This is a genomic window from Neglectibacter sp. X4, from assembly GCF_009917365.1.
Lineage (GTDB): Bacteria > Bacillota > Clostridia > Oscillospirales > Acutalibacteraceae > Acutalibacter.
Window position 1 is genome coordinate 1 of sequence record NZ_QWLE01000003.1, and the last position, 22507, is coordinate 22507.

General features: G+C 46.0%; 21 protein-coding genes and 5 pseudogenes. 16 read left to right on the top strand and 10 right to left on the bottom strand.

Features of this window, described 5'->3' with window-relative positions; genetic code table 11:
• A partial coding sequence (locus tag D1841_RS03035; RefSeq protein WP_166554224.1) for a ParA family protein occupies window positions 1-374 on the bottom strand: 374 nt, incomplete at its 3' end.
• 188 nt (window positions 375-562) lie between these two features.
• Here D1841_RS03035 and D1841_RS03040 point away from each other — a divergent pair.
• From D1841_RS03040 to D1841_RS03065, 6 genes are read left to right on the top strand one after another with little or no spacing between them, the layout of a single operon-like run.
• Window positions 563-1792, top strand: coding sequence for a recombinase family protein (locus tag D1841_RS03040; RefSeq protein ID WP_160641934.1), 1230 nt, complete (start codon window positions 563-565; stop codon window positions 1790-1792).
• Entirely contained in the window at window positions 1793-3487 is a 1695-nt protein-coding gene (locus tag D1841_RS03045; RefSeq protein WP_160641935.1) for a recombinase family protein, read from the top strand.
• Window positions 3484-5067 (top strand): recombinase family protein, encoded by a 1584-nt coding sequence (locus D1841_RS03050; protein ID WP_160641936.1) that lies wholly within the window; start codon window positions 3484-3486, stop codon window positions 5065-5067. The genes D1841_RS03045 and D1841_RS03050 overlap by 4 nt, the downstream gene beginning before the upstream one ends.
• A gap of 39 nt (window positions 5068-5106) precedes the next feature.
• Window positions 5107-5961 (top strand): recombinase zinc beta ribbon domain-containing protein, encoded by an 855-nt coding sequence (locus D1841_RS03055; protein WP_161879878.1) that lies wholly within the window; start codon window positions 5107-5109, stop codon window positions 5959-5961.
• Window positions 5958-6878 (top strand): recombinase family protein, encoded by a 921-nt coding sequence (locus D1841_RS03060; RefSeq protein WP_160641938.1) that lies wholly within the window; start codon window positions 5958-5960, stop codon window positions 6876-6878. The genes D1841_RS03055 and D1841_RS03060 overlap by 4 nt, the downstream gene beginning before the upstream one ends.
• The gene (locus D1841_RS03065) at window positions 6832-7665 is read left to right on the top strand and encodes a recombinase family protein (RefSeq protein WP_160641939.1); all 834 of its coding nucleotides are present in this window, start codon (window positions 6832-6834) and stop codon (window positions 7663-7665) included. Before D1841_RS03060 ends, D1841_RS03065 begins: the two co-directional genes overlap by 47 nt.
• 33 nt (window positions 7666-7698) lie before the next feature.
• Here the strand turns inward: D1841_RS03065 and D1841_RS03070 are convergent.
• Window positions 7699-8163: pseudogene (locus tag D1841_RS03070) on the bottom strand (ParB/RepB/Spo0J family partition protein); the annotation flags it as partial.
• Entirely contained in the window at window positions 8120-8764 is a 645-nt protein-coding gene (locus tag D1841_RS03075; RefSeq protein WP_347563934.1) for an AAA family ATPase, read from the bottom strand. The pseudogene D1841_RS03070 and the gene D1841_RS03075, both read right to left, overlap by 44 nt.
• 218 nt (window positions 8765-8982) lie before the next feature.
• Here D1841_RS03075 and D1841_RS03080 point away from each other — a divergent pair, with 218 nt between their 5' ends.
• From D1841_RS03080 to D1841_RS03110, 7 genes are all read left to right on the top strand, one after another.
• Complete coding sequence (locus D1841_RS03080; protein ID WP_161879880.1) at window positions 8983-9132, top strand: hypothetical protein; 150 nt, start codon at window positions 8983-8985, stop codon at window positions 9130-9132.
• A 395-nt stretch (window positions 9133-9527) separates the two neighbouring features.
• Window positions 9528-10133: a type IV toxin-antitoxin system AbiEi family antitoxin domain-containing protein gene (locus D1841_RS03085; RefSeq protein ID WP_160641942.1), complete on the top strand. Its 606-nt coding sequence runs from the start codon at window positions 9528-9530 to the stop codon at window positions 10131-10133.
• Window positions 10126-11022, top strand: a complete 897-nt coding sequence (locus D1841_RS03090) for a nucleotidyl transferase AbiEii/AbiGii toxin family protein (protein ID WP_160641943.1) — start codon at window positions 10126-10128, stop codon at window positions 11020-11022. The genes D1841_RS03085 and D1841_RS03090 overlap by 8 nt, the downstream gene beginning before the upstream one ends.
• A 14-nt stretch (window positions 11023-11036) precedes the next feature.
• Entirely contained in the window at window positions 11037-12902 is a 1866-nt protein-coding gene (locus tag D1841_RS03095) for a class I SAM-dependent DNA methyltransferase (protein WP_160641944.1), read from the top strand.
• Window positions 12892-13746, top strand: a complete 855-nt coding sequence (locus D1841_RS03100; RefSeq protein WP_201751203.1) for a restriction endonuclease subunit S — start codon at window positions 12892-12894, stop codon at window positions 13744-13746. The genes D1841_RS03095 and D1841_RS03100 overlap by 11 nt, the downstream gene beginning before the upstream one ends.
• 561 nt (window positions 13747-14307) lie before the next feature.
• Window positions 14308-14700 (top strand): hypothetical protein, encoded by a 393-nt coding sequence (locus D1841_RS18940; protein ID WP_237076179.1) that lies wholly within the window; start codon window positions 14308-14310, stop codon window positions 14698-14700.
• A complete protein-coding gene (locus D1841_RS03110; protein ID WP_160641945.1) occupies window positions 14700-15647 on the top strand; it encodes a Kiwa anti-phage protein KwaB-like domain-containing protein in 948 nt (315 codons plus the stop codon). The genes D1841_RS18940 and D1841_RS03110 overlap by 1 nt, the downstream gene beginning before the upstream one ends.
• Before the next feature lie 125 nt (window positions 15648-15772).
• On the opposite strand, the pseudogene D1841_RS03115 reads toward D1841_RS03110, so the two are convergent.
• Window positions 15773-15985 (bottom strand): annotated as a pseudogene (locus D1841_RS03115) (TnpV protein); the annotation flags it as partial.
• 493 nt (window positions 15986-16478) lie between these two features.
• Here D1841_RS03115 and D1841_RS03120 point away from each other — a divergent pair.
• Together D1841_RS03120 and D1841_RS03125 are read left to right on the top strand one after the other, a co-directional pair.
• A complete protein-coding gene (locus D1841_RS03120; RefSeq protein ID WP_201751204.1) occupies window positions 16479-16670 on the top strand; it encodes a hypothetical protein in 192 nt (63 codons plus the stop codon).
• A gap of 3 nt (window positions 16671-16673) precedes the next feature.
• A pseudogene (locus D1841_RS03125) lies at window positions 16674-17000 on the top strand (helix-turn-helix domain-containing protein); the annotation flags it as partial.
• Window positions 17001-17267: 267 nt separating this feature from the next.
• On the opposite strand, the gene D1841_RS03135 reads toward D1841_RS03125, so the two are convergent.
• From D1841_RS03135 to D1841_RS03145, 4 genes and pseudogenes are all read right to left on the bottom strand, one after another.
• Window positions 17268-18281 carry a YdcF family protein gene (locus D1841_RS03135; protein ID WP_160641946.1) on the bottom strand — a complete coding sequence of 338 codons (1014 nt, stop codon included), beginning with the start codon at window positions 18279-18281 and terminating at the stop codon, window positions 17268-17270.
• A gap of 135 nt (window positions 18282-18416) precedes the next feature.
• Window positions 18417-20195, bottom strand: coding sequence for an FtsX-like permease family protein (locus D1841_RS03140; protein ID WP_347563935.1), 1779 nt, complete (start codon window positions 20193-20195; stop codon window positions 18417-18419).
• Window positions 20196-20294: 99 nt separating this feature from the next.
• Window positions 20295-20609, bottom strand: a pseudogene (locus tag D1841_RS19705) (response regulator); the annotation flags it as partial.
• A gap of 292 nt (window positions 20610-20901) precedes the next feature.
• Complete coding sequence (locus D1841_RS03145; RefSeq protein ID WP_160641948.1) at window positions 20902-21372, bottom strand: DUF1273 domain-containing protein; 471 nt, start codon at window positions 21370-21372, stop codon at window positions 20902-20904.
• 133 nt (window positions 21373-21505) lie between these two features.
• Here D1841_RS03145 and D1841_RS03150 point away from each other — a divergent pair, with 133 nt between their 5' ends.
• Entirely contained in the window at window positions 21506-21784 is a 279-nt protein-coding gene (locus tag D1841_RS03150; protein WP_160641949.1) for a helix-turn-helix domain-containing protein, read from the top strand.
• Here the strand turns inward: D1841_RS03150 and D1841_RS03155 are convergent.
• Together D1841_RS03155 and D1841_RS03160 are read right to left on the bottom strand one after the other, a co-directional pair.
• Window positions 21777-22292, bottom strand: a pseudogene (locus tag D1841_RS03155) (site-specific integrase); the annotation flags it as partial. The gene D1841_RS03150 and the pseudogene D1841_RS03155 overlap by 8 nt on opposite strands.
• Window positions 22292-22480 carry a LysR family transcriptional regulator gene (locus tag D1841_RS03160; protein WP_118099518.1) on the bottom strand — a complete coding sequence of 63 codons (189 nt, stop codon included), beginning with the start codon at window positions 22478-22480 and terminating at the stop codon, window positions 22292-22294. The pseudogene D1841_RS03155 and the gene D1841_RS03160, both read right to left, overlap by 1 nt.
• Window positions 22481-22507 lie beyond the last annotated feature (27 nt).

Below are 22507 nucleotides of genomic sequence, written 5' to 3' on the forward strand. Positions count from 1 at the left end.
TACTGCCCCTTTACACTGTCCAGGTACTGCCGCAGAATCGTTTCCCGGCTCATAGCGTTTACCAGCGATACCTCCATGCCAGACAGCTGAATATCCGCTGGCATCAGATCCACGCCCTCCGGGTGGCGAAGAATCCCCTCGCCGGGGCGAACCGGCTGATCGGTCAGGATGCGGCCCATTGCGTCAGAGAGGGTAAAGGGCAGCTTATCCGGCTGGGAATTGCCCAGGCTGATGGTCAGGCTCCCTTGCGGGTCCCCGTCAATGAGCAGCACTTTCTTTCCCGCCTGTGCCAGCCCAATCCCTAAGTTGGCACAGGTTGTGGTCTTGCCCACACCGCCTTTCTGGTTTGCGATGGCGATGATTTGCGTGTTCAAGATAATCACCTCATTTCTTGGTATGAAAAAAGGGAGAATGTGACCGGAATCAACATTCTCCCTTAGAAACGATATGTGATTGTGCAATGATCTGTCTTTTGTGAGGTTAGCTTTTGAGAGCCATCTCGCCGCAAACCCGCATGAATACTGGGTTTTTGCCTGTTTGCTTTCCCTTTCCCCAATAACCTGTGTTCAACGAGGCTTACTGCCGGGATACATCTATCAAAATTCGGAGCCAGCTTGAAATCAAACGCCAGCGCGGGGATTTCATCGGCTCCTTTGCTGTTTTCGGCTACAAAAAGAACCCCAGCGACCACCACAAACTGGTGATTGACGAATATGCCGCCGATGTGGTGCGGGACATTTACAACTGGAAACTGAACGGTATAAGCGCCATCGACATTGCTGCCCGGCTGACCGTCAGCGGAATCCCCACGCCCATGGATTATAAACTGTCCCAGGGTATGCGCTACACCACCGCTTTCCGTGTCAAGGAGCGTTCCGAGTGGAGCGCCGGGATGGTGCTGCGGATTCTCAAAAACCCGGTCTATACCGGCGTGTTGGAACAGGGCAGAGTAACGACCCCCAGCTACCGGGTCAAGCGCCTGGTGCATAAACCTCGCAATCAGTGGGCCGTGGTGGAGGACTGTCACACCCCTATTATTGATAAGTTCGATTTTGAAACGGCCCAGCGCGTCCTCGCCATGGACACCCGCACAGCCGAGGCAGGCCAGCCGGTGGAATTGTTCTCCGGCATGGTCTACTGCGGCGAGTGCGGCGGGCCAATGATTCGCAAAACTGTACCATCCGGCAAGAAAAAGTATGTCTACTTCGTCTGTGCCGCGCACAAGGACAGAAAGGAGTGCCACCCTCATGCTCTACGGGTGGAGGCTCTGGACGATATTGTTTTAGAGGCTTTGCAAGGGCATATCCGGGAGGTGATCGACCTCTCTGAGCTGATGGAACTGACTGATATTGCCAAGCTCCAGCAGGCAAATGTTGAGAAAATCCAGGCACGGCTTACTCAAAAGCAGGAGGAAATTGAGCGCTGCCAGAAACTTTTGCGCTCCCTCTATGAAAATTTAGCTGACGGTATCATTGACAAGAGCGAGTACCAGGAGCTGAAAAGCACCTACCAGGACCGGCGCTCCCAGGCTGAGGAGCAGGCCGAATTTCTGCGGGATGAAATGGGCCGGGAGTTGGACAACTCGGCCAACAATCATTGGATAGAACAGTTCATCAAGCACAGAAATATCACTTCCCTCGACCGGCGAATAGTAGTCAGCCTGATAGAGCGGGTACTGATTTTCCGCGACCGGCGGGTGGAGATCGTCTACCGCTGGTACAATGAGTTTGAGTGGCAGGCAGAGTTAGTGGCACAGGCCCAAAAGCTGCTCCCTGAAAAGGAGGCGGTTTGAGTGGCGAGGACAAAGCGCAAGGTGAACCCGCTGGTTTCCGTGCCCAATGAGTTCACGATTCCGCAGAGGATTTACAAAACCGGAGCCTATATCCGGCTCTCCGTGGAGGACAGCGGCAAGCCGGGGGCAGATACCATCAAGGCCCAAAAAGAGCTGGTGTTGGACTACATTGACGCTCAAACGGATATGCAGTTTTGCGGTCTCTACTGTGACAACGGACGGACCGGCACGAACTTCCAGCGCCCGGAGTTCGACCGGCTGATGGACGACGTGCGCGCCGGGAAAATCGACTGCATTGTGGTAAAAGACCTGTCCCGGTTTGGCCGGAACTACAAAGAAACCGGCAACTATTTAGAGCGGATTTTCCCGTATCTGGACGTGCGCTTTGTGGCGGTCAACGACAATTTTGACACCCTGACCGCCGAGCGCACCAACGACGGGTACATCGTCCCGCTAAAGAATCTCATAAACGAAATTTACAGCCGGGATATTTCCAAAAAATCAAGCTCCGCACTGGCAATCAAGCAGCAGCGCGGGGAGTTTATCGGCTCCTGGGCTCCCTACGGCTACCAAAAAAGTGAGGCAGACCGGCATAAGCTGGAAATCAACGAAGAAACCGCGCCGGTAGTGAGAGATATTTTCGCTTGGCGGCGTTCTGGCATCAGTTTTGTACAAATCACGCGCCGCCTTAACAACATGGGAATCCCCGCACCGGCAAAATATCACTATATGCGCGGAGAAATCAAAGCGGAACGGTTTGCCAATTCTATCTGGCACGTTCCTACTATCAAGGCTATCCTTTTCAGCCCCATGTACTTAGGCCATATGGTACAAGGGAAACGCCGCAACGATATCGCCGCAGGCAAAAAAGACTGCCGCGTTCCTCAGTCTGAGTGGGTCATTGTTCCCAATACCCATGAGGCTATTGTTGACGAGGAAACCTTTCGTATCGTCCAGGAAATGCGAGAGAATTGCCGCACAGAGTATCAGAAAAAAAGCGGTAAATATGCCAGTTTGGGCACTACCCCGAACATTCTGAAAGGGCTCATTTTTTGCGCCGATTGCAGGAAACCGATGATCCGCTACAAAAATGTTTCTGCTAACTGCGGACACAGATACTATGCTTATATATGCCGGAGCCACTATGAGAATCCAGAATCATGTCCCCCAAAATATCTCCTTGAGGATAAACTGTTCAAAATCCTGTGGGACTGCCTGCAGCAGCAAATCATTCTAGCAGGGGATTTGTCCAAGCAGGCAAAAAAATATGTCCGTTCCCCTGCGGTTATTGACCGAAAAAGTGAATTGGAGCGCAGTCTTTTATCTGCAAAACAGGCCCTCTCCCGCTATAAGCGGCTTCACGACAGCCTCTACCAGAACTATGTGGACGGCCTCATGGATGAGCTGGAATACGCCGAAATGAAACGGCAGTATCAGGCCGAGGCAGAGCGGGCGCAGGCCCAGGTGGAACAGTTAGAGCGACAGATAGCCGACATATCAGCACATACTTCTTCCAATCCTTGGCTGCAAAATTTCACTCAGTTTTTCGGGGAGACTGAACTGTCGGAGGAAATGGCCCATGCGCTGATCCAGCGGATAGAGGTGGACAAAAATGAGAATATTACGATTCACCTGAAATACCGGGATGAGTACTCTGAACTCGCCGCTCTGCTCGATACTGAGGCCGCAGTATGACGGTGGCAAAGTACCTGCGGCTGTCATCTGAGGACAGCGATTTGCGGCAGTCTGGCAGAGAGGAATCCAACAGCATTGTTAATCAACGGAACCTTTTGGACGCTTTTATCGACCGTACTCCCGACCTGTCCGGCTCAAAAGTTTTAGAGTTTTGTGACGATGGATGGAGTGGAAAAAGCTTTGAGCGCCCTGCCATCAAGGAACTGCTGGAACAGACAAGGCAGGGGATGATCCACTGCATCATTGTGAAAGATATGTCCCGTTTTGGCCGGGATTATCTCACAGTCGGCAACTACATATCCAAGGTGTTCCCCTTCTTGGGAGTACGCTTTATTGCCGTGAATGATGGCATTGACAGCATCCGGCCCAGGGACATTGACAGCCTGGATACCTCGTTCAAGGCGCTGCTTTATGACCTCTACAGCCGCGACCTCTCCCGCAAGACGCGCAGTGCCAGACGGTTCCGGGCGCAGAAAGGCGAGTACCTGGGGGCGCGTCCTCTGTACGGATATGTGAAAGACTCGGAGCGGAAGAATCACTTGATTATTGACCCGCCCGCCGCTGAAATCGTTCGACATATCTTCTCCATGGTAGGCGGCGGGATGTCCATAGCGCAAACTGCAAAGACGCTAAATCAGCAGCAAATTCCCACCCCTATGCAATACAAAATCTCCGCAGGGGCTTTCGTTAATTGGCACTGCGTTTCAAAAGAGAATTTCTGGACGGAGGCGGCGGTTCTGCGGGTTATCCGCGATGAGCAGTATACCGGTTCAACTGTGTACGGCAGGCGGTACTATGACATTATAGGCCAAAGTCACAGTGTGAAGGTCAGCAAAAAGGACTGGATTATTGTGCCGGATGTCCATGAACCTATCGTTTCCCGAGAAGAATTTGACCAGGCGCAGGCCGCTTTGAAAGAGTATAAGGAGCGGGATGTAGCAACCGGGACGAAAACAAAAATCCGGTGTGGGGTTTGCGGTCATGCCATGGAGCGGCACAACACAAAACAGCCCTACTATGACTGCCGGACCCTGCGGGTAACAGATAGGTTTCCGTGCCCACCGGAGAAAATACCGGAGCAGGAAATCCATGCGGCCTTGCTCGACAGTTTGCGCTCAATGGCGCAGATGGCGGTTGATATGGACAAGCTACTTAGAGAACAGCAGAAAGAGAAAGTGCATGACGTTGCCGCTATGCGCCGGACGCTCACAGCTTTGCAGGAGCAAGTTGCCCAGCTCAAACAACAGACGAAAAGCCAATATGAGGCGTTTGCGCTGGGAGAAATCGGCAAGGAGGCGTATTTGGCAGTTAAAGCGATGGCACGGCAGAAAGAGGAAATTTTGTCCGAGCAGATTTCAAAGCTGGAACTGTCTATGGAGCAGGCCCAGCTCACGGACAGTAATGAGGACGGGCTTGCAGGCAAACTTCGGCCTTATCTGGATGTGGAACAGCTCACTGAGGATATTCTTGATGATCTGCTGGAGCAAGTGCTGGTGTTTTCTGGCGGTAGGATTGAAATTCAATGGAAGTTTCGAGATGAACTTGAGAAATTGCGGCAGATGGTAAATTCTGAACGATAGGAAAACTTCAAAAAAGTTCAGCTTTTTGTTAGTCTGGGCTTGACATTAGCAAATGAACGGTATATGGGCGATGCGCTCCTGCAAAAGAAGTTTACCACGGACACCCTGCCCTTCAAAAAGAAAAAGAATCGTGGCGAGAAACCGCAATATTATGTTGAGAATAGCAATCCGCCCATTGTCAGCAAAGAGGTGTATCAGGCGGCGCAGGAACTCCAAAAAGCCCGGAATGTTAGCCATAAGCATGAAGGTGACTACCCTTTGACAGGTGTCCTCCACTGCCCAGAATGCGGCAGGACGTTCCGCAGACTGCTCCTGAACGGCACCGCCTACTGGCTATGCAGCGGCAAGGCTGCAGGGGCTACAGATTGTCAGAGCAGACGTGTGCGAGAAAATGCCATCTTCGACACCTTCTGCTTGATGGTGGACAAGTTGGCCTCCCACCGGCAAGACCTGCTGGGCACACTCATCCACCAGCTGGAGATGATGCAGAATCATGGTAGCGAGAGCCAGGAAAAGATACGGCAGATAGATAAGCAGATAGCTGACTTGAGCGCGCAAAATCTTGTGGTCGCCCGGCTCCACACTAACGGCGTTCTGAACGCTACCGACTTCGCCGCTCAGTCCTCGGTTATCAGCAATAAGATCAACGGATTACGACTGGATCGTAAAAAGTCGCTGGAAGAGGATGAGAACGACGAACTGATATACACGCTGAAATCGCTGGATGACACCCTGGCGGGATATGTGTTAGGGGTACCATTCAGCCAAGCATTATTCGAGGAAATCGTCCAGAGTATCACGGTCGTGGATAACTCCCGGCTGACCTTTCATCTCATTGGCGGGCTGGCCTTTACGGAGCAAATCCCCGAGAATGTGAGGTGTCGCACAGCATGAAAAAGAGAAATATCCCCTTCGGGTATCAGTATCAGAACGGCGTAATAACTATCCATCCGCAAGAGGCGGCTGTGCTGAATCGCATTTTTAGCGAGTATCAAAAAGGTATGTCCTTGTTGGAAATCGCCAGCCGCCTGAACGATGAAAATATCGAGTATCAGACTGGTGTTACCGGCTGGAATAAATCCCGCATTATGCGGCTGATAGAAGATGAGCGATACACCGGCAAAGGTGGCTTTCCAGTGATTAGTGATGAAAGAACGCACCAGGCCATGGTCGAGATAAAAGCCCAAAAGAACACCCAGCACGGTACCGACCGCCGCTCTGAAATTTTCAATATAGATGTGCCAGTAATCTGCCCCACTTGTGGCGGCGAAATGGTTCGACGGCATGACAGCCGATTCAAGAAGTGCCAGCAACGATGGATATGTTCCAATGCGGAGTGCCACACGGTGATTCACAAGGCCGACAGCGACCTGCTCCACGATATAACTGTACTGCTAAACCGGGCGATTGTCAATCCTGGGTTGGTGCAAATCCCTGCCAAAGATGAATCCGCTCCAACTGTGCGAGTCCTTAAAACTGAAAATGAGATTGCCAGGACATTGGACACCCTCGATTATGATAAAAACACCTTGAGAAAAAAGATGTTGGAGTGTGCCTCCCTTAGATATGCGGACATCGGTTCCGCTCCATATATAGCCCACAGGTTGAAAGCGACTCTCGCAGATGCGGAACCGCTTTCAACTTTTTCACTGACGCTTTTTAAGAGAGTGGTACAAGAAATCCAGCTTACTAAAGACAGCACAGTAAGTATCAATTTATTAAATGGACAGACAGTCAGGAAGGATGATGAAAATGCAACAGACCATGGAAATGCCGAAAAAAGTGGTGCGGAAAATTCCTGCCAAGATTGACATCGCTGAAGAAATCAAGCAGGCACACCGGCAGCTCCGGGTAGCCGCCTACTGCCGCGTTTCTACGGCCCAGGAGGAGCAATTAAACAGTTATGACGTGCAAGTAAGGTACTACACCGAAAAAATTAGAAGCGAGCCAAAATGGGCCTTTGTGGGCATCTTTGCGGATCGGGGACTCTCCGGCACCAGCACTAAAAAGCGCGATGAGTTTAACAAGATGATCAAGCAGTGCAGGCGCGGCAAAATCGACATGATTATTACGAAATCAATCAGCCGGTTTGCCCGGAATACGGCTGACGTGTTAAAGTATGTGCGTATGCTCAAAGATATCGGCGTGGACATTTTCTTTGAGGAACAGAACATTCACAGCACCCAGCCTGGGGCGGAGTTTTATATCACGATTTACGGCAGCATCGCTCAAAGCGAATCCGAAAATATCAGTGCCAATGTTATCTGGGGTAAAAACCAGAGTGCCAAAGAGGGCAAAGTGCCGTTCCACTATAAAAACTTCCTCGGCTATCGGCGCGGTGAAGATGGAAAACCTGAAATCGACCCGGAAGAAGCTGAAATCGTCAAAATGATTTATGCGCGGTTTTTGGCCGGGGACAGTATGAGGGGGATTGTAGAAATGTTGGACAATATAGGCGCTCCTACCCCCGGCGGTCAAGGAAAATGGCACCGCTCTACGGTATGCTCGATCTTGCAAAATGAACGATACAAAGGCGATGCAATTATCAATAAAACCTACGTTGTGGATTGCTTGAGCAAGAAAGTCAAAGCAGCATGAGCAGGGACGAGGGAAACAGGTCTGCCCCAATTGCGGGGTAGAATTTGAACTGGACTGGAACTGTCTGTTCATAGCGTCCAGCCGCATTTTGTAGGCAAAAGCCTTTTCGCTGGGCAGGATTTGTGAACGCTGGAAGTTGCTCTCCACCATGAGGATCGTGGCTTCATCTCTCGTAAGCTCAACGACCTCACAGCGCAGGGTATCCATACCAGCAAGCTCACACGCCCTTTTTCGCCGGTGTCCTGAGACAAGCTCATAGCGTCCATCGTCCTTTGGTCTGACCGTAGCGGGAGTAATCACCCCTCGCTCCTTGATGCTCTCCACAAGCTGGGTCATGTCCTCATCGTCCCGCACCTTGAAGGGGTGGTCGGGGAAGCTGTCGATCAGCTCGATGGGAATGTCCCGTATTCTGGCGAGCTTCTGCTCGTCCCGCATTTCCTGCGTGGAAAACAGGTCATCGAGCGTCGGCAGAACGAAGTCGCTCTTTCTGCCTGCCACTGGCTAACACCTCCCTTGTGAAGTCGGTATAAGCCTTTGACGCTGGGCTGCTGGGTTCATAGGCAAAAATGCTTTTGCCCTTAGAACTCACCTCGGCGGCTTTTACGGCGCTGGGAATGGATGCCTTATAAATCCGCATGATGCTCCCAAAGTTCGCTCTAAGGGCTTCTACGGTGCTTCTGGCGAGATTTGTTCGCCCGTCCACCAGTGTCAGCAGGATTCCGTCTATCTTCAGGCTGGGGTTGATGTGCTTCTTGACCTTTGAAACGGTCTGTAAAAGCTGGGTCATTCCCTTTGCCGGAAGATACTGTGCCTGAACAGGGATAATTACGCTGTCCGCTGCTGCAAGGGCGTTAAGCGTTATCATACCAAGCGAGGGCATACAGTCGATCAGGATATAGTCGTAATGGTCTTTTACCTGTTCGAGATATGTCCGTAGGGTGGTCTCTCTGCTCATTACCGTCACAAGGCTCATTTCCAGCGCTGACAGCTCCAGATTGGCGGGCAGGACATCGACCTTTTCTTCATGGTGCAAAATGCCGCTCATGGGGTCGCTGGGTTCCTCCCGCATTACCTCTGCCAGCTTTGTCGCCAGCGTGATGGAGAGTGCGTCCGTATCCTGCCAGCCAAGACATTTTGGAGTGTTTTTAACCCCTTCACTTGTTCCCGCTGGGAAACGCCTTTTGGGGACTCAGATTTGAAACTTTTTCAAAAATTTTTTAAAAACGCAAAAAAGCCCCTGCTTCTCAAATGAGAAACAAGCGGCTTGACTTGCCCTATTCAAATGTAATGCAAAATAAAAATAGGATTCCAACCATAATGGCTGAAATCCTATCAGGCTTTATTCAATTTACCTCCAAACCGGTTGCAACAACTTCATCTGTTGCAAAATGCTTTTGCTTGCAGCGTGTTGCAAAAGTGTTGCAAAATCGGTTTGGCAATTTAGGTGATGTCCGCAGACCCGCATAAATACTGGTTTTTTCGGCACATCACAACCCGTATAATCTACTCCCACTCGACAACTACTAATCAATTTTGTTTAGAGATTATTATTTGTTGTGTATACAGTTCTTTCGATTATTTGATGTATCCATATTATCCTGCCTATACGGGCTAATGTTATCATTTTGTTATCGGCATTGATAACACTCGCTCTGCAACTGCGGATAATACTTTTGAAATTCTGCACATTTATTATAATCGATGAGATCTCTAATTGCAATAGTAAATCTTTATTTTTACGCACAAATTCGAAAATTTGTGCGTATTTTGGCTTGTAAAAACAAAATTGATATGTTATAATAAATACGCACACAGAAATGGTAATGCTGTGCTTGAATTATTTGATTAAAGCAGGTGAACGAATGGACAATCAAAAACTTGCCAAAGAAGTGATTACAACAAAAGGCGGAATCGCAAAATCGGCTGATTTTGTTGCTGCCGGTATGCGGTCTGCGCATGTTGTAAATTTGTGTAATAGCGGTTTTCTTGAACGTGTACGACACGGTTATTACCGTCTTGCAGATATACAGGAAATATCAGAAGCCCGGCTCATCTCTACACTCATTCCAAAAGGAATTGTCTGTGTAGAGTCAGCTTTGTTTCACTATGGATATAGTGACTTTACCCCAAGAAAATGGTCGATAGCCGTTCCACGTTCCATGTCAAGAACGAAACTTGAAGTAGATGATCTATCGCTTCAAGCCTATTATGTGCCGCCGGAGCTTTATGAGTTGGGTAAAACAACAGATGATTTTGACGGTGTTACTCTATCTGTTTACGACCGTGAACGCACAATTTGCGATTGCTTTAAATACCGTTCCAGACTTGATAATGAAATGTTCAGCAAGGCGCTTAATGCCTATACGAATGATACAAATAAAAATCTGCAAAATCTTTCTGCGTATGCTAAAAAACTCAGGGTTTATAAAAAAGTTACAGAACTGATGGAGGTACTGCTCAATGGCTGATATTGCTGCATCCGTGCTCGCAAGATTGAAAAATAAAGCAAAAGAAAGCGGACGAAGCTATCAGCTTTGCCTGCAACTCTTCTGCCAAGAAGAATTCTTGCGTCGATTGGAAAAATCACAATATGCGGAAAATCTTGTACTGAAAGGCGGATTGTTCATCTATTCTATTACCGATTTTGATAGCCGTGTGACGGTAGATGTTGACTTTCTTCTTCGGAAAGTTCCCAATACTCCTGAGCAGTTGCGGGCAGTAATAGAAACAATCATTTCCACGCCTACAGATAACGATTTTGTATCCTTTGAAATTAAAGACATTGCTCCTATTGCCGTTGCAAAAAAGTACGCCGGCATCGGAGTTTCTCTTGTGGCTCGAATTAAAAATACAAAAACGCCGTTCAGTATTGATTTTGGCGTGGGTGATGTCATAGTACCAAAGCAGGAAAAACGAAAAATCCCCACTCAGCTTGATGATTTTACATCACCGACAGTAAATACCTATTCTCTTGAAACGACGATAGCCGAAAAGATTGACGCTATCCTAAGTCTCATGGAATTTTCGAGCAGAATGAAAGACTATTACGATATTTATTATCTTGCTAATAAATTTAATTTTGACGGCACAGTGCTGACCGAAGCACTGAGAAAAACATTTGAAAACCGTGGACATACCTTTACGACAGATCAGTTCGAGCAGGTTATGGCCTTTGACAGCGATGACGCCATGCAGAAGAAGTGGAAAGCATTTTGCCGAAAGATTGATACAAAGACCGATGATTACGGTACTGTATTAAAAACCATAAAGACATTTTTAACAAAGCCGTTTACATCGGCAGTAGAAGGCAAAAAATTCATTAAACAATGGTCTGCTGCCAATAGCGAGTGGATGTAATTCAGGAGGATATTATGAACAGGTTTGAAATTATAAATAGAATCGGTGACAGATACCATATCGGTAATACTGAAAGTGGCGAATTTAGTTATGCTCAAGCTTTAAAATCTGTTGGGAAAGATATTAAGGATTATCAAAAAGGAACCTCTGGAACACAACATCAGTATCTTGATCTTCGTTTTGAAAATGAGCGTTTAGCTGTTTTAATAGAAACAAAAAACAGGTTTAGCAAATGGGATAAAGCAAAAATACAGACTCAATTACAAGATTATGTGCGCTTTGAGAAGGCATATTCAGACAAAAAGATTGTAGCTATTCTTGCCGAAATCGATGGTGACGAAGTATGGGTTTGGTATGGCCAATCAGTTATTATTGATGATGAACACCGAATGGAAGAAGAAACTGTACTTCGATCGTTTGAAGAATATGAGAATCTATGCTTTGGTAGAGTAAATGACAAAATTAAGGTTGTTGACTCTATCAAGACGCTTAATGAAAAACTTCATTCTGATGGTATTAACGAGAAATTACGTAGCCAATTTGTTGGCACTTGCCTTCTCGCACTAAAAAATGGACTCGTATACCAAGATGTTAAAGAAACGCTTAATCCTAAAACTGGAAAGAAAATATCACCAGAAAAGGTTATTCTAAAAAATATCAAAGATGTCTTAGAGGGGTTGCTTACTCGTGGCGGTGACTTAAATAAGGCAGGTAAACTTGCGGTTTTAAACAATAAAGTTCTTGGGGATCAAGATGTTACAAGTCTTACTTATGCAGAACTTAAGGATATTTTAAAATTTATTGACGATAATGTTGTGCCATATATAAATGACAAAAGTACTGCGGGACAAGATTTGCTGAACTTGTTCTTTACTACATTTAATAAATATGTTGGAAAGTCTGATAAAAATCAAGCATTTACACCTGACCACATTTGCGATTTTATGAGCAAGGCCGTTGGCGTTAATAAGAATTCTCGTGTTTTGGATCCTTGTTGCGGAAGTGGTGCATTTCTTGTTAGGGCAATGACCGACGCTATGGATGATTGCGATACTGAGGAAGAACGTGAAGAAGTAAAGAAGAATCAAATTTTCGGCATAGAATATGAAGAGGGTGCATATGGCCTCTCCTCTACCAATATGCTAATTCACGGAGACGGAAACTCAAATGTCGTTCAAGACTCAATGTTTAAGCGTGCGAAATGGATTGCCGATAACAACATAAACATTGTTTTGATGAATCCTCCTTATAACGCCACCAAGAAATGTTGTGATCCTGATTACACAAAGAATTGGGATGCCAAGAAAAAGGAAGATCCCTCCAAAGGTTTGCATTTTGTAGAGTGGGTAGCTCGCCATGTTCCGTCCACCTGCCAAATGGCAGTATTACTCCCTATGCAAGCTGCTATTGGTAATAGTGGTGATGTGAAAACATTCAAAAAGAAAATGCCTGACAACTATACTCTTGATGCTGTTTTTTCGCTTCCGACAGAGATGTTTTATCCTGGTGCTGCAGCAGTTGCTTGTTGTATGATTTTTGATCTTTCTCAAAAACACGAAAAAGCAAACAAAGATACTTTTTTCGGTTATTTTAAAGATGATAAATTCATCAAGCGTAAAGGGTTAGGCCGCATTGAAAGAACAGATATAGACGGCAATAGTTTATGGGCAAAAACGAAAGAACAATGGTTGACATTATATAAAAACAAGCGGGAGGTTCCCGGTCTTTCAGTAATGCATAAAGTGACTTGGCAAGATGAATGGCTTGCGGAAGCCTATATGGAAACAGATTACAGTACATTGTCATCAAATGATTTCCAAAAGGTTCTAAATGATTATTTATCCTATCTTGTCAAGGAGGGAGAAGTATATGAATCTTGATACTGCTAAATGGAAATTGTTTAATTTTGTAAAGATTTTTGACATAAAAAAAGGGTTCTATAATAAGAAACCCGAATCGTCCGGCGTTGGAACAATTCCTTTTTTAGGTGCAACAGATAGCAACAATGGCGTTACCGAACATTATACATACGAAGAAATAGAATCATCATCAAAAACAGGAGATGGTTCTAATGAATCAATAGAACGCAAAATATTTCCTGCCAACGCAGTATGTGTTACAAATAATGGTTCTGTTGCGTATGCATATTATCAAAATAAGCCATTTACCTGTAGTCACGATGTAAATCCTTTATATTTGTTAAACGGAGAATTTAATGAATATACAGGAATGTTTGTTGCTGCTGTTATTATGTACGATAGATATCGCTGGGGATATGGAAGGAAATGGCGTCCTGAAAGAATGATAAATTCTCAGTCGCGATTGCCGATTGTGTGTGACGAGCAGGGGCTTCCGATAATTGACGCTACATATAAATATTCAAGAGAAGGATTTACACCCGATTGGGAGTGGATGGAAAATTATATAAAAACATTACACCACAAACCGCTAACGACACAAGTAATCACTCAATCAGATGTTAATTTGAATACAACTGATTGGAAAGAATTTCTATTGCATCGTATTATGAAAGCAGGTATGGGAAATGGCATAGATGCTGTTTTAACTACGAGCGATAATCCTAAATATAACTATGTATCTCGTGACAGCAATGGTAATGGTGTTGTTGGTTTTGTTGATGAAATAGAGGGAGAAGAACCATTTCCTGCAGGGACAATGTCATTAGCATTAGGTGGCAGTTTCTTGGGTTCTTGTTTTATTTAAAAGAAACCTTTCTATACCGCACAAAATGTTGCTGTTTTACAAGAAAAAGTCCCACTATCGAACCACACCAAACTATTCATCGCCACTTTAATTAGAAACGAATGTAAAATAAAATACCAAGCTTTTGGGAGAGAACTTAATGCTCATTTTCGCAAGGATTTTACCATCAAATTACCCGTTAAACACGATGCGAATGGTGTTGTATATGATGAAACACACGAGTTTTCTGATGAAGGATTCATCCCCGATTGGGAGTGGATGGATAACTATATGAAATCCTTGCCGTATAGTGATAGAATATAAAAAGAGGTATCGTATGTGGAAAAAATTCAAATGGGATATGTTTGTTACTTCTTTTATTCCCCTATGGATATCAATCGTTATTGTTGATGTTTGGACTATTGTCTGTTTTATCTTAGAGAACTGGAATAGGAAGGGAGCGCTTTCTGACAATTTGATAAACGTATTGTATGGTAATTGTATTCAACTCGTGAGCATTGCTGTAATATCCATTTTGGTTCTCGTCAGTATTATTGGGATAAACTCTTTCCTGACAAGAAATTGGTTAAGAATAAAAAGCATCTTCCTGAAGGCAAGATTGAAAAAGCAACGAAAGCTAACAAACTGTCCTCTGAGTTTTTACTTGCATATATTTTGCCGATGATAGCTTTTGACTTTGGCAATCCGCAAAACTTAGTATTATTTATAATCTATTTTTCGGTATTGGCTTATCTTTGTATCAGAAACAACAATATCTATACGAATATTCTCTTGGAATTCAAAGGATATCGTATATATACCTGCGATTTGACTTGCAAAGTTTTAGATGATCACACCTACCACGACAGTATTGTCATCAGCAAAAGCGACCTAACGCAAGAAGAAGGTAACGATGTGCCTTACTGGGATTTTGAAAACTATATTTATATCACAGCAAATAGGGGTGGAAAATAATGAGCAAGGAAGTATTAAAAAGTATTTGCACATCAGCACAGAAAGATAGCTATAGCTGGGCTCTATATTTTTTCAAAATCGACAAAAGGGCAAAGCAACCGTTCAAGGTAAATAAAGTTAGGTTCAAAAACGATACCTATCTTTTGCAGTATGCAAAAAATCTTTTAAGTACCACTGAAACTTTTCAGATTGACCAGATCAGCGAGGTACAGGATTATGACGGCGAAAACAGTAAAGTATCTTGTGATAAGCTGCTATTAACGAACGAGCTTATTTCGGAACAATGGGAACTATTTTCGCAAGCAGTTGCAGCATCATCTGATCAGAAAATTGACGGTAAAATAAACGGTTACATATTGTGTGGACAACCTTCGGGACACGGAGACAAAGCTGTAACTTTCGTTAAAGTAGCAAATCCGATTACAAAATTAACAAATAAAAAGTCGGTCGTTTTTTCATCGACTGCTAACGATGAATTGGATTTAATAACTGATGATGTTTGCAGACTATATTTGACAGTTGATTTTATTGCCTACAATGATGTTATGTACATTTTTAACCATACGTTTGAGACGGTTTTTAATCTTGAAAAAACAATGGCAAAAGTTAAGCAGCATGCAATAGAAGAAATAGCTGGTACAAATGTGTTTAGCGATATTGGTATTTTCAAGTCTTTGGCCTCGAAATATAAATCATCTCGCACATTTATTACGCTCAAACCGGAAAGAATTAACCGAGTCAAGAACAAGCGAAGCAGAAAAGCAGTTGCTGATATGCTACATTTACCTCTTGATGCCAACGGTAACTTTGCTATTACAACGGCAGAAGAAGCGTCCATTCTGATACGCTACCTATGTTTCAAGATATTCCAAGACAACGAAACAAAAGATGTATTGGAAGCCAATACTGTGACAAAACTTAGCATTGAGCATTCTTCTCCCCAATAAACTCATTAAAAATGAGCTTGACTTGAAATGTACAGTTTTTTCTGTGAACGTTATTAACGAACTTTTAGCTAATCAAACCGAAAACGGCGGCAGAGAGTTTTATATCTCCCTGCCGCCGTTTTCGATTAGTTATAAATCAAATCAGTATTTACAATCTCCATTGCCATGCTACGGATATTATTCATTCTCTGCACCCATTCAAACTGATTATCTGCCTTTAGCTGTTCCGTCACACCCTCACGCTCTGTCATCTGCTTTACCAACCGAGAGAACATTTCCTCTGCCTGCTTGTCAATGTCAGCAAGGTAACTATTCAGCTTACCGCTTGTGAGCAGAGTTAGCTCTACTAATCAATCTGCCCAGCGGCAGAAAAGAAAAAAACCGCTGCTGGGCAGGCCGATTTTCTATGCCTGTTTGCTCCATGTGGCGGTTTTAAGAGATTAAAGCCGCCGTTCTTTTTTCTCCATAGAGAGCGACGCGGTAACGCTGACAGATACGGCGGCTGATAGGAGGCAGCCGCCATGAGGCGCATACCCATTCGACAAAATCTGACGAGGCTTGACCCGTCAAAAAAAGCCCGTCCTCCGCCTGGGGACATTCTGGCTTCGAGAATGAACTATACACAGCTACAAAGTGCAATTTTGTTCTGATTTTTCGCCCGGTAGGTCTGCGACCTGCCGGGCGATTTTTGTCGTTTCCTACGGTCTGCGCCGATCAGGAAAAATTATTTTCGCAAAGGGGGCTTTTAGCGGGTAGCAGACGGCGTTGCCGGTGTCATGTTAGCGGAAAGGGAGAGAACCACCACCATCCCCAACGAAAGGGGGTGAGAAGATGGAAGCTATCCCCCGCAGCTATGACGAGTGCCGGTTTGATGCCTTTTGCAAGTCGGTACTGCGGAACGAGGCCCATAACTATCGGCGCGGCTTAAAGCGCCAGCGTGACCGGCAGGTGTCGATCAGCGCTTTGTCGCAGGCAGATATGGACAAGCTCTCTACGGTAGATCACTACCCCAGCGAGCTATGAACTATGGCAGTTTTCAGAGTGGAACGGAACAAGGGCTACACCGTAATGAGCAACCACCACCTACGCAACAAGGAGCTTTCCCTAAAGGCAAAGGGGCTGTTGTCGCAAATGCTGTCACTCCCCGAAGATTGGGACTACACCTTGAAAGGCTTATCCCTTATCAACCGGGAGAAGATAGACGCTATCCGCGAAGCCATTAAGGAGCTTGAACGCGCCGGGTATATCGTCCGTTCAAGGGAACGCGACGAGAAAGGACGCTTGCGGGGCGCGGACTATGTGATATTCGAGCAGCCGCAGCCGCCGGATTTACCTACATTGGAAAATCCAACATTCTCTGCCTGTTCTTCCTGTTGGTTAATTTCCTCATTCAGTTGCAACAGCTTTTCCCGCAGTTCTTCCTGCTCCTGTTCGTAATCGTCAGAGAGCATTTGAAATCTGCTGTCAGAAAGTTTACCATTTGCGTTATCTTCAGAGAGCTTTTGTCAAGGGTAAATTATCACAAGAAATACTTGAAAATTTTGCAAAATAAGCACGGAAAAATCCAAGTACTTTTACGCTATATTTCAAGAGGCGTACTGTCTTTTTAGGGCTGAAATTTTATATAGCTACTGTAATTACAATAAAAATTAGGGCAGCCATAACAGTGTGCTGTTTCCAAGTTAGGCTCAAATACCCAATAAACTCACGAATCAAAGCGTTCAATGTGAAATACCATTTTGTCTTTGCCCCAAACCCCACACATTTCAGTCCCTGTTGTTTTGCCAGGAGCAGCGCCCGAAACACATGATACGATGTTGTTACGACTACGACCTTGGGCCGGTCTTTTTCCATTAGCCCACTCGAAAACAGCAAATTTTCCTCGGTTGATTTTGATCTACCTTCTACGATAATCTTCTCTATACCCACTCCCTTTTCTTCTGCATACCTCGCCATAGCCTCACCCTCGGCAATGTCCTCACCCGGGCCTTGTCCGCCGGACATAATCAGTACCGCGCCAGGATTGCTGTGCAGCAATTCAATTCCTCTTTCAATCCGGGCGGCAAGCAGCGGCGTGACCCTGGTGCCGATCACTCCGGCTCCCAAGACAACAATATAGTCCGCTTCCCGACGCTTTTTCCAATGGATTAGATTTAATGCCGCGGAGAGCAAATAAATGGCCATCAGGGACAGCATATAAGCCGCGGAGAGACTGATAAACAGATAGAGATTGGTACCAGGCCGCCCCTTCTCCAGACCGCCGGCCACAGGCCAGACGGTCAGATACAGGTACAGCAAAACAGAAAACAACATGGTCAAAAAATTGGCCGGTCTTAGACCCTCATGCCGGATCACCTTGATCCCCTCAACAAAAAGTGTGACAATCAAAATGACCGGAAACATGAAAACACAGCCTGCCGTCAGTAACAGCAGGGCCACCAGAATATTCATCAGAATTTCGTGTTCCGCCAACCAATTTGCGTACTCCGACAGAAGAAAAAACATCGTAACCGCCGAACAGAGCAGCATCCCCAGCATTGAAACGCCGCTCCATAATGTCCTTGGGTCATGTATCATAATCCAGGCAAAAACGCAGATCGAAATGCTCAGCAGAAAAAATGCGATTTGCAGCATATCAGCGTTCTCCCTCCTTTTGTCACATCTCTGGCTCTGTGCAGCATTTACCGCAACCCACGGGGACAGTAAAACCGTGCTGTACGGCGGCTTGGTTACACCGCCGCACAGCCGGTATTTTTTCAAAGCCGGTGGTCATAGCTCGTTTATGGTCTCCGTCACCGCCATATTCCGCATCCGTTTTGCTGGGGCATGAATCGCGACAATCGCGGCAACGCTGGAAAATGCAATAATAATGGCAAGCAGCTTTATTGGCAAATTCCACAGGGTTCCAAAATACCGCGTAAGCAGCTTGATATACAGGAAACGACTGAGAGCAACTCCTATGCCTCCACCGATTACAAGACCGGAAACAGAATAAATGAAGGCTTCTGCGGCAATCATCTGTGTAAGCTGATCGCCGTCCATACCAACCGCCCGCATAGCACCATACTGTTTTGTCCGGGCTGTTACGCTCATGGAAATGCAGTTCACAATGTTGAACAGGGTAATCATGGCAATAATCGCCAGGAAACTATATACAATAAAAACGGATGCCAAATAGGTTGCACGGTCTTGCCGGTTGCTTTCACGTTGATCCGTAAAAATAACATTGCTTTCAGCAAGGTCACTGATTTGCTTTACAGTATCATCCGCAGCATCTTTGCCCAACTGCACTCCGATCATGCTGTAATTCTGTTCTCCTGTAAGCCGGGAGAGGGTTTCCTGTGAACAAATAACGCTATATTCGCTGGGATACAATCCACCAGATAAGGCACAGACAATTTCAACCTCCTGCCCCGCGATCTGAATGGTATCTCCAACCTTGAGCGGATTATCCTTATTTGAAACCGTCATGACTTTATTGCTATCTCCGTAAATTCCTGATAAATCCCCTTGCACAAGGCTATCCTTTGCATTGTCCAACAAATAGTCACTGTATGATGTTATATTCACATGGTCAATTCCCTGCCGTGAAGAAGAAGCAGAAACATTCCCTATATATGTGCTGCCAAAGATATGGTCTACACCAGAAACAGAGCGAACGGTATCGCTTAAACTTTGACTTAACACAGGTTCGTTTGCATAGCCTGTCAGAGTAATATCTGGCTGCCATGACCGCAGCGACGGCATCAGCGCGTGTCCAAAATCCAGCCCTACCGTGAAGCAAAGGAACAGGATTATACTAAGAGAAAAGCTGGCTGTCATCAAAAACCAGTTTTTCTTGGATGCGATTGCGTGGTGAACCCCTAAAGCCTTTTCAACCCTGCCAAAATTCAGCCGCATCGTATGCCGTATAGAGGGTGTCGTATCTGAGCTGCCGGAAACTGCCGCCATGGGAGAAACTTTAGCCGCGCGTTTCGCCGGAGATTGCGCCGCCAGAAGGACCGTAACAATTCCAACCAATGCTCCGCTCATCAAGCCCACCGGACTCAGGGCAAGCACAGACATTGTTTGAAATTCACCGCCGATTCCATAGCGCAGTACCGCGCAAATACTCCAACTGATTGCCGTACCTAAGAGCAATCCAACAGGCACAGCCGTTTTGCACCAGTTTAATGCCTCCAGACGCACATAGCGGATGATCTGCCTACGGCTTGCACCAATGCAGCGCATCATACCAAAAAATTTTGTCCGTTGGGCCACATTGCTGCTCATGCTTCCGGAAATCATCAACACACCGGCCAGCAGCACCAAAACAAACAAAATTGCTGCCAGACCATAAATGTTGCTTACAGAATCATTATTGCTTTGCCCTGCCATACCCATGATTGCGGTATTTTCAGAAACGCTTCCCTCTGGCAGATCATATTGTTCTTTTATTTCCGTAATTGCTCTGGAAGCCTTTGACGCATTTTGAAACTGAATATAACAGGTTGGGTTAAGCGAAATACCGTTTTGTTCCATGAGCGAAGCGAACGCTGTCCGCGTCATATACACAGCAACCAGATACGTCTGTCCCTGATAATATTCCCGGTCATCCGACCCAAAACCCGCTATGGTAAAGCCGGCAGTCCCCGCAGGGGTCTTGATTGTTACGCTGTCCCCGATCTGCACATCCAAAGCGAGCTTTGCGTTGGAGCTAATGATGCTGGTTTCCGTATCGGAGGCGGTAAGGAAAATAATGGGGACCTGGGAGGTCTGCCGGACCTTTTTGCAGAACTCGAACCCGGAACCGTCCGGGAGGGAAACATCCAGGACCAGCAGATCATATTTTCCCTCTTGCCAGAGGGCTTCGGCCTCCCGGAGTGTGCGGGCGATGTCCAGCTCGTGGCCCGCCTTTTGAAAGGCAAAGGAAAGCCCATTGATTAGGCTCAAATCATCTTCTAACAGCAGTAGCTTGCTCATATGAAACCTTCTTTTTATTCAACGCTTGGTATTTCTGTCAGCCATAGTATAATTCAAGCAGCTTTATAATGCAAGTCCGGTTTAATGAAAGCTGAGGCTGCCCAGCAGTGGCCAGCAATGTTTTAGGAATATCCTTTTGGATATTCCTAAAACGCTGGTTGGGGTTCCCCCAAGCCCCTGACTGGCCGCTCTGCGTCCAGTCGAACACGCCTGACGGCGTGGCTTTTCCGCTCCCTTCGGTCGCTCATTCCTGCACATCCGCGCAGGAAGATCGGGGCACAGTTGCGCCCCATCAGGAGTGTGTCGGTTCCGGCACAGGATTACTATGGGAAATCAACCGGGTAGCGGGGTCAATCGTAATGATCTCCCGGCCCATCTTCTGCGCATAACGCATGGTCGCCGCCGTTCCGCCGCGCCGTTCTCCGTTGTAGACGGCCAGCAGAGCGGCGGCGTGATCGACAAGAAATCGGTTGCGCTCCAGCATACAATTTTTGTGGTAGGCTCTGCTGACGTAGACGATGGAATCCGCTCTGTCCAGAATAGAATAATAGAGGTTGATAATGTCATTAAACAGGTTATCCAGCATGGCCTCCGGTGTGTCAAGCTGTTCCGCTCCCGCCGCGCCGGGTTCGTCAACCACGATCCAGACGTAGCCGATTTTCTTAGAGTAAACAATGTCAAAATAGTTCTGGTCATCAATATAATTCTCAAAGGCTTTGAGAATGGCATCCAGTTTTTTCTTCTGCTCAGTTGTGTAAATCATAATTCATCGTCCTTTCTTTTGGCCCTCCGCACAGAGCAAGTATAACGCCGAAAGTCAAATATTACAATACTGGTATTTTTATAATCTGCCCGTTTGCCCCATAATCTTATTTTGAGAGGGGGCGAGGGCGATTATGTTTGCAATCCGCTTGAAAAATCTGCGTCAGTCAAGGGAGTTGAATCAAGTTCAGCTTGCGGAGAAGCTGGGGGTTAAAAAGCAGAGCATCAGTAATTGGGAAAACGACAATATCATGCCGTCCATAGATATGCTGATAAGAATTGCGGATTTCTTCCACGTCAGCACCGACTATCTGCTGGGCCGGGAAGTGCAGGAGGCAAGCGCCCCGCAGATGTTGGATATAACCGGTCTCACTCCCCGTCAGATAGAACACATCCAATTCATTGTACCGTAAAGATACGGTCTTTCTTTTTTAAGCCATAGAGCATACCGAGATATTCCTGCATTTCCTCACAGAGAAAATGTGGCATTTTAATCGTGCGGTTGCTTTTCTTTGTTTTCGGTGTTGTAATCACATCTTCGCCGTGTAAACGCTGATAGGATTTGTTAATCGTTACTGTTTCCTTATCAAAATTAAAATCGGCGGCGGTTAAGGCTAATAATTCGCCCTCACGGATACCGCACCAGTAGAGCATTTCAAAAGCGTAAAAGGAAACAGGTTTGTCCATCATTTCATAAGAAAATTTCTTGTATTCCTCTTTTGTCCAGAACAGCATTTCCTTGTGTTCCTCACTTCCCATATTTCCGACCTTTGCGGCGGGATTGGAGCGTAGCTCATAATAGCGCACAGCGTGATTGAATATAGCTGATAATTGATTATGCAGCGTTTTCAGATAGGTCTGTGAATACGGCTTTTTCTTTTCGTCACGGTAGGCAAGCATTTCATTCTGCCAAGTGATAATTATTTACTCTCCTTTCCTGCTCCGTAGAGCCTTTCATAAAAATACTGGCGGTTTACACGCCCTGCAATCGTAATAAATCCCTGTGCTTTCAGTTCCTCGTTCAGCTTTCTGATGAGCTTATAGGCATAGGGCTTTGATACGCTTAGCTCCTGTGCCACATCATCGGCACGGATAAATTTGTTTTCCATATCGTCAGTCCTTTCATAAAATTATTA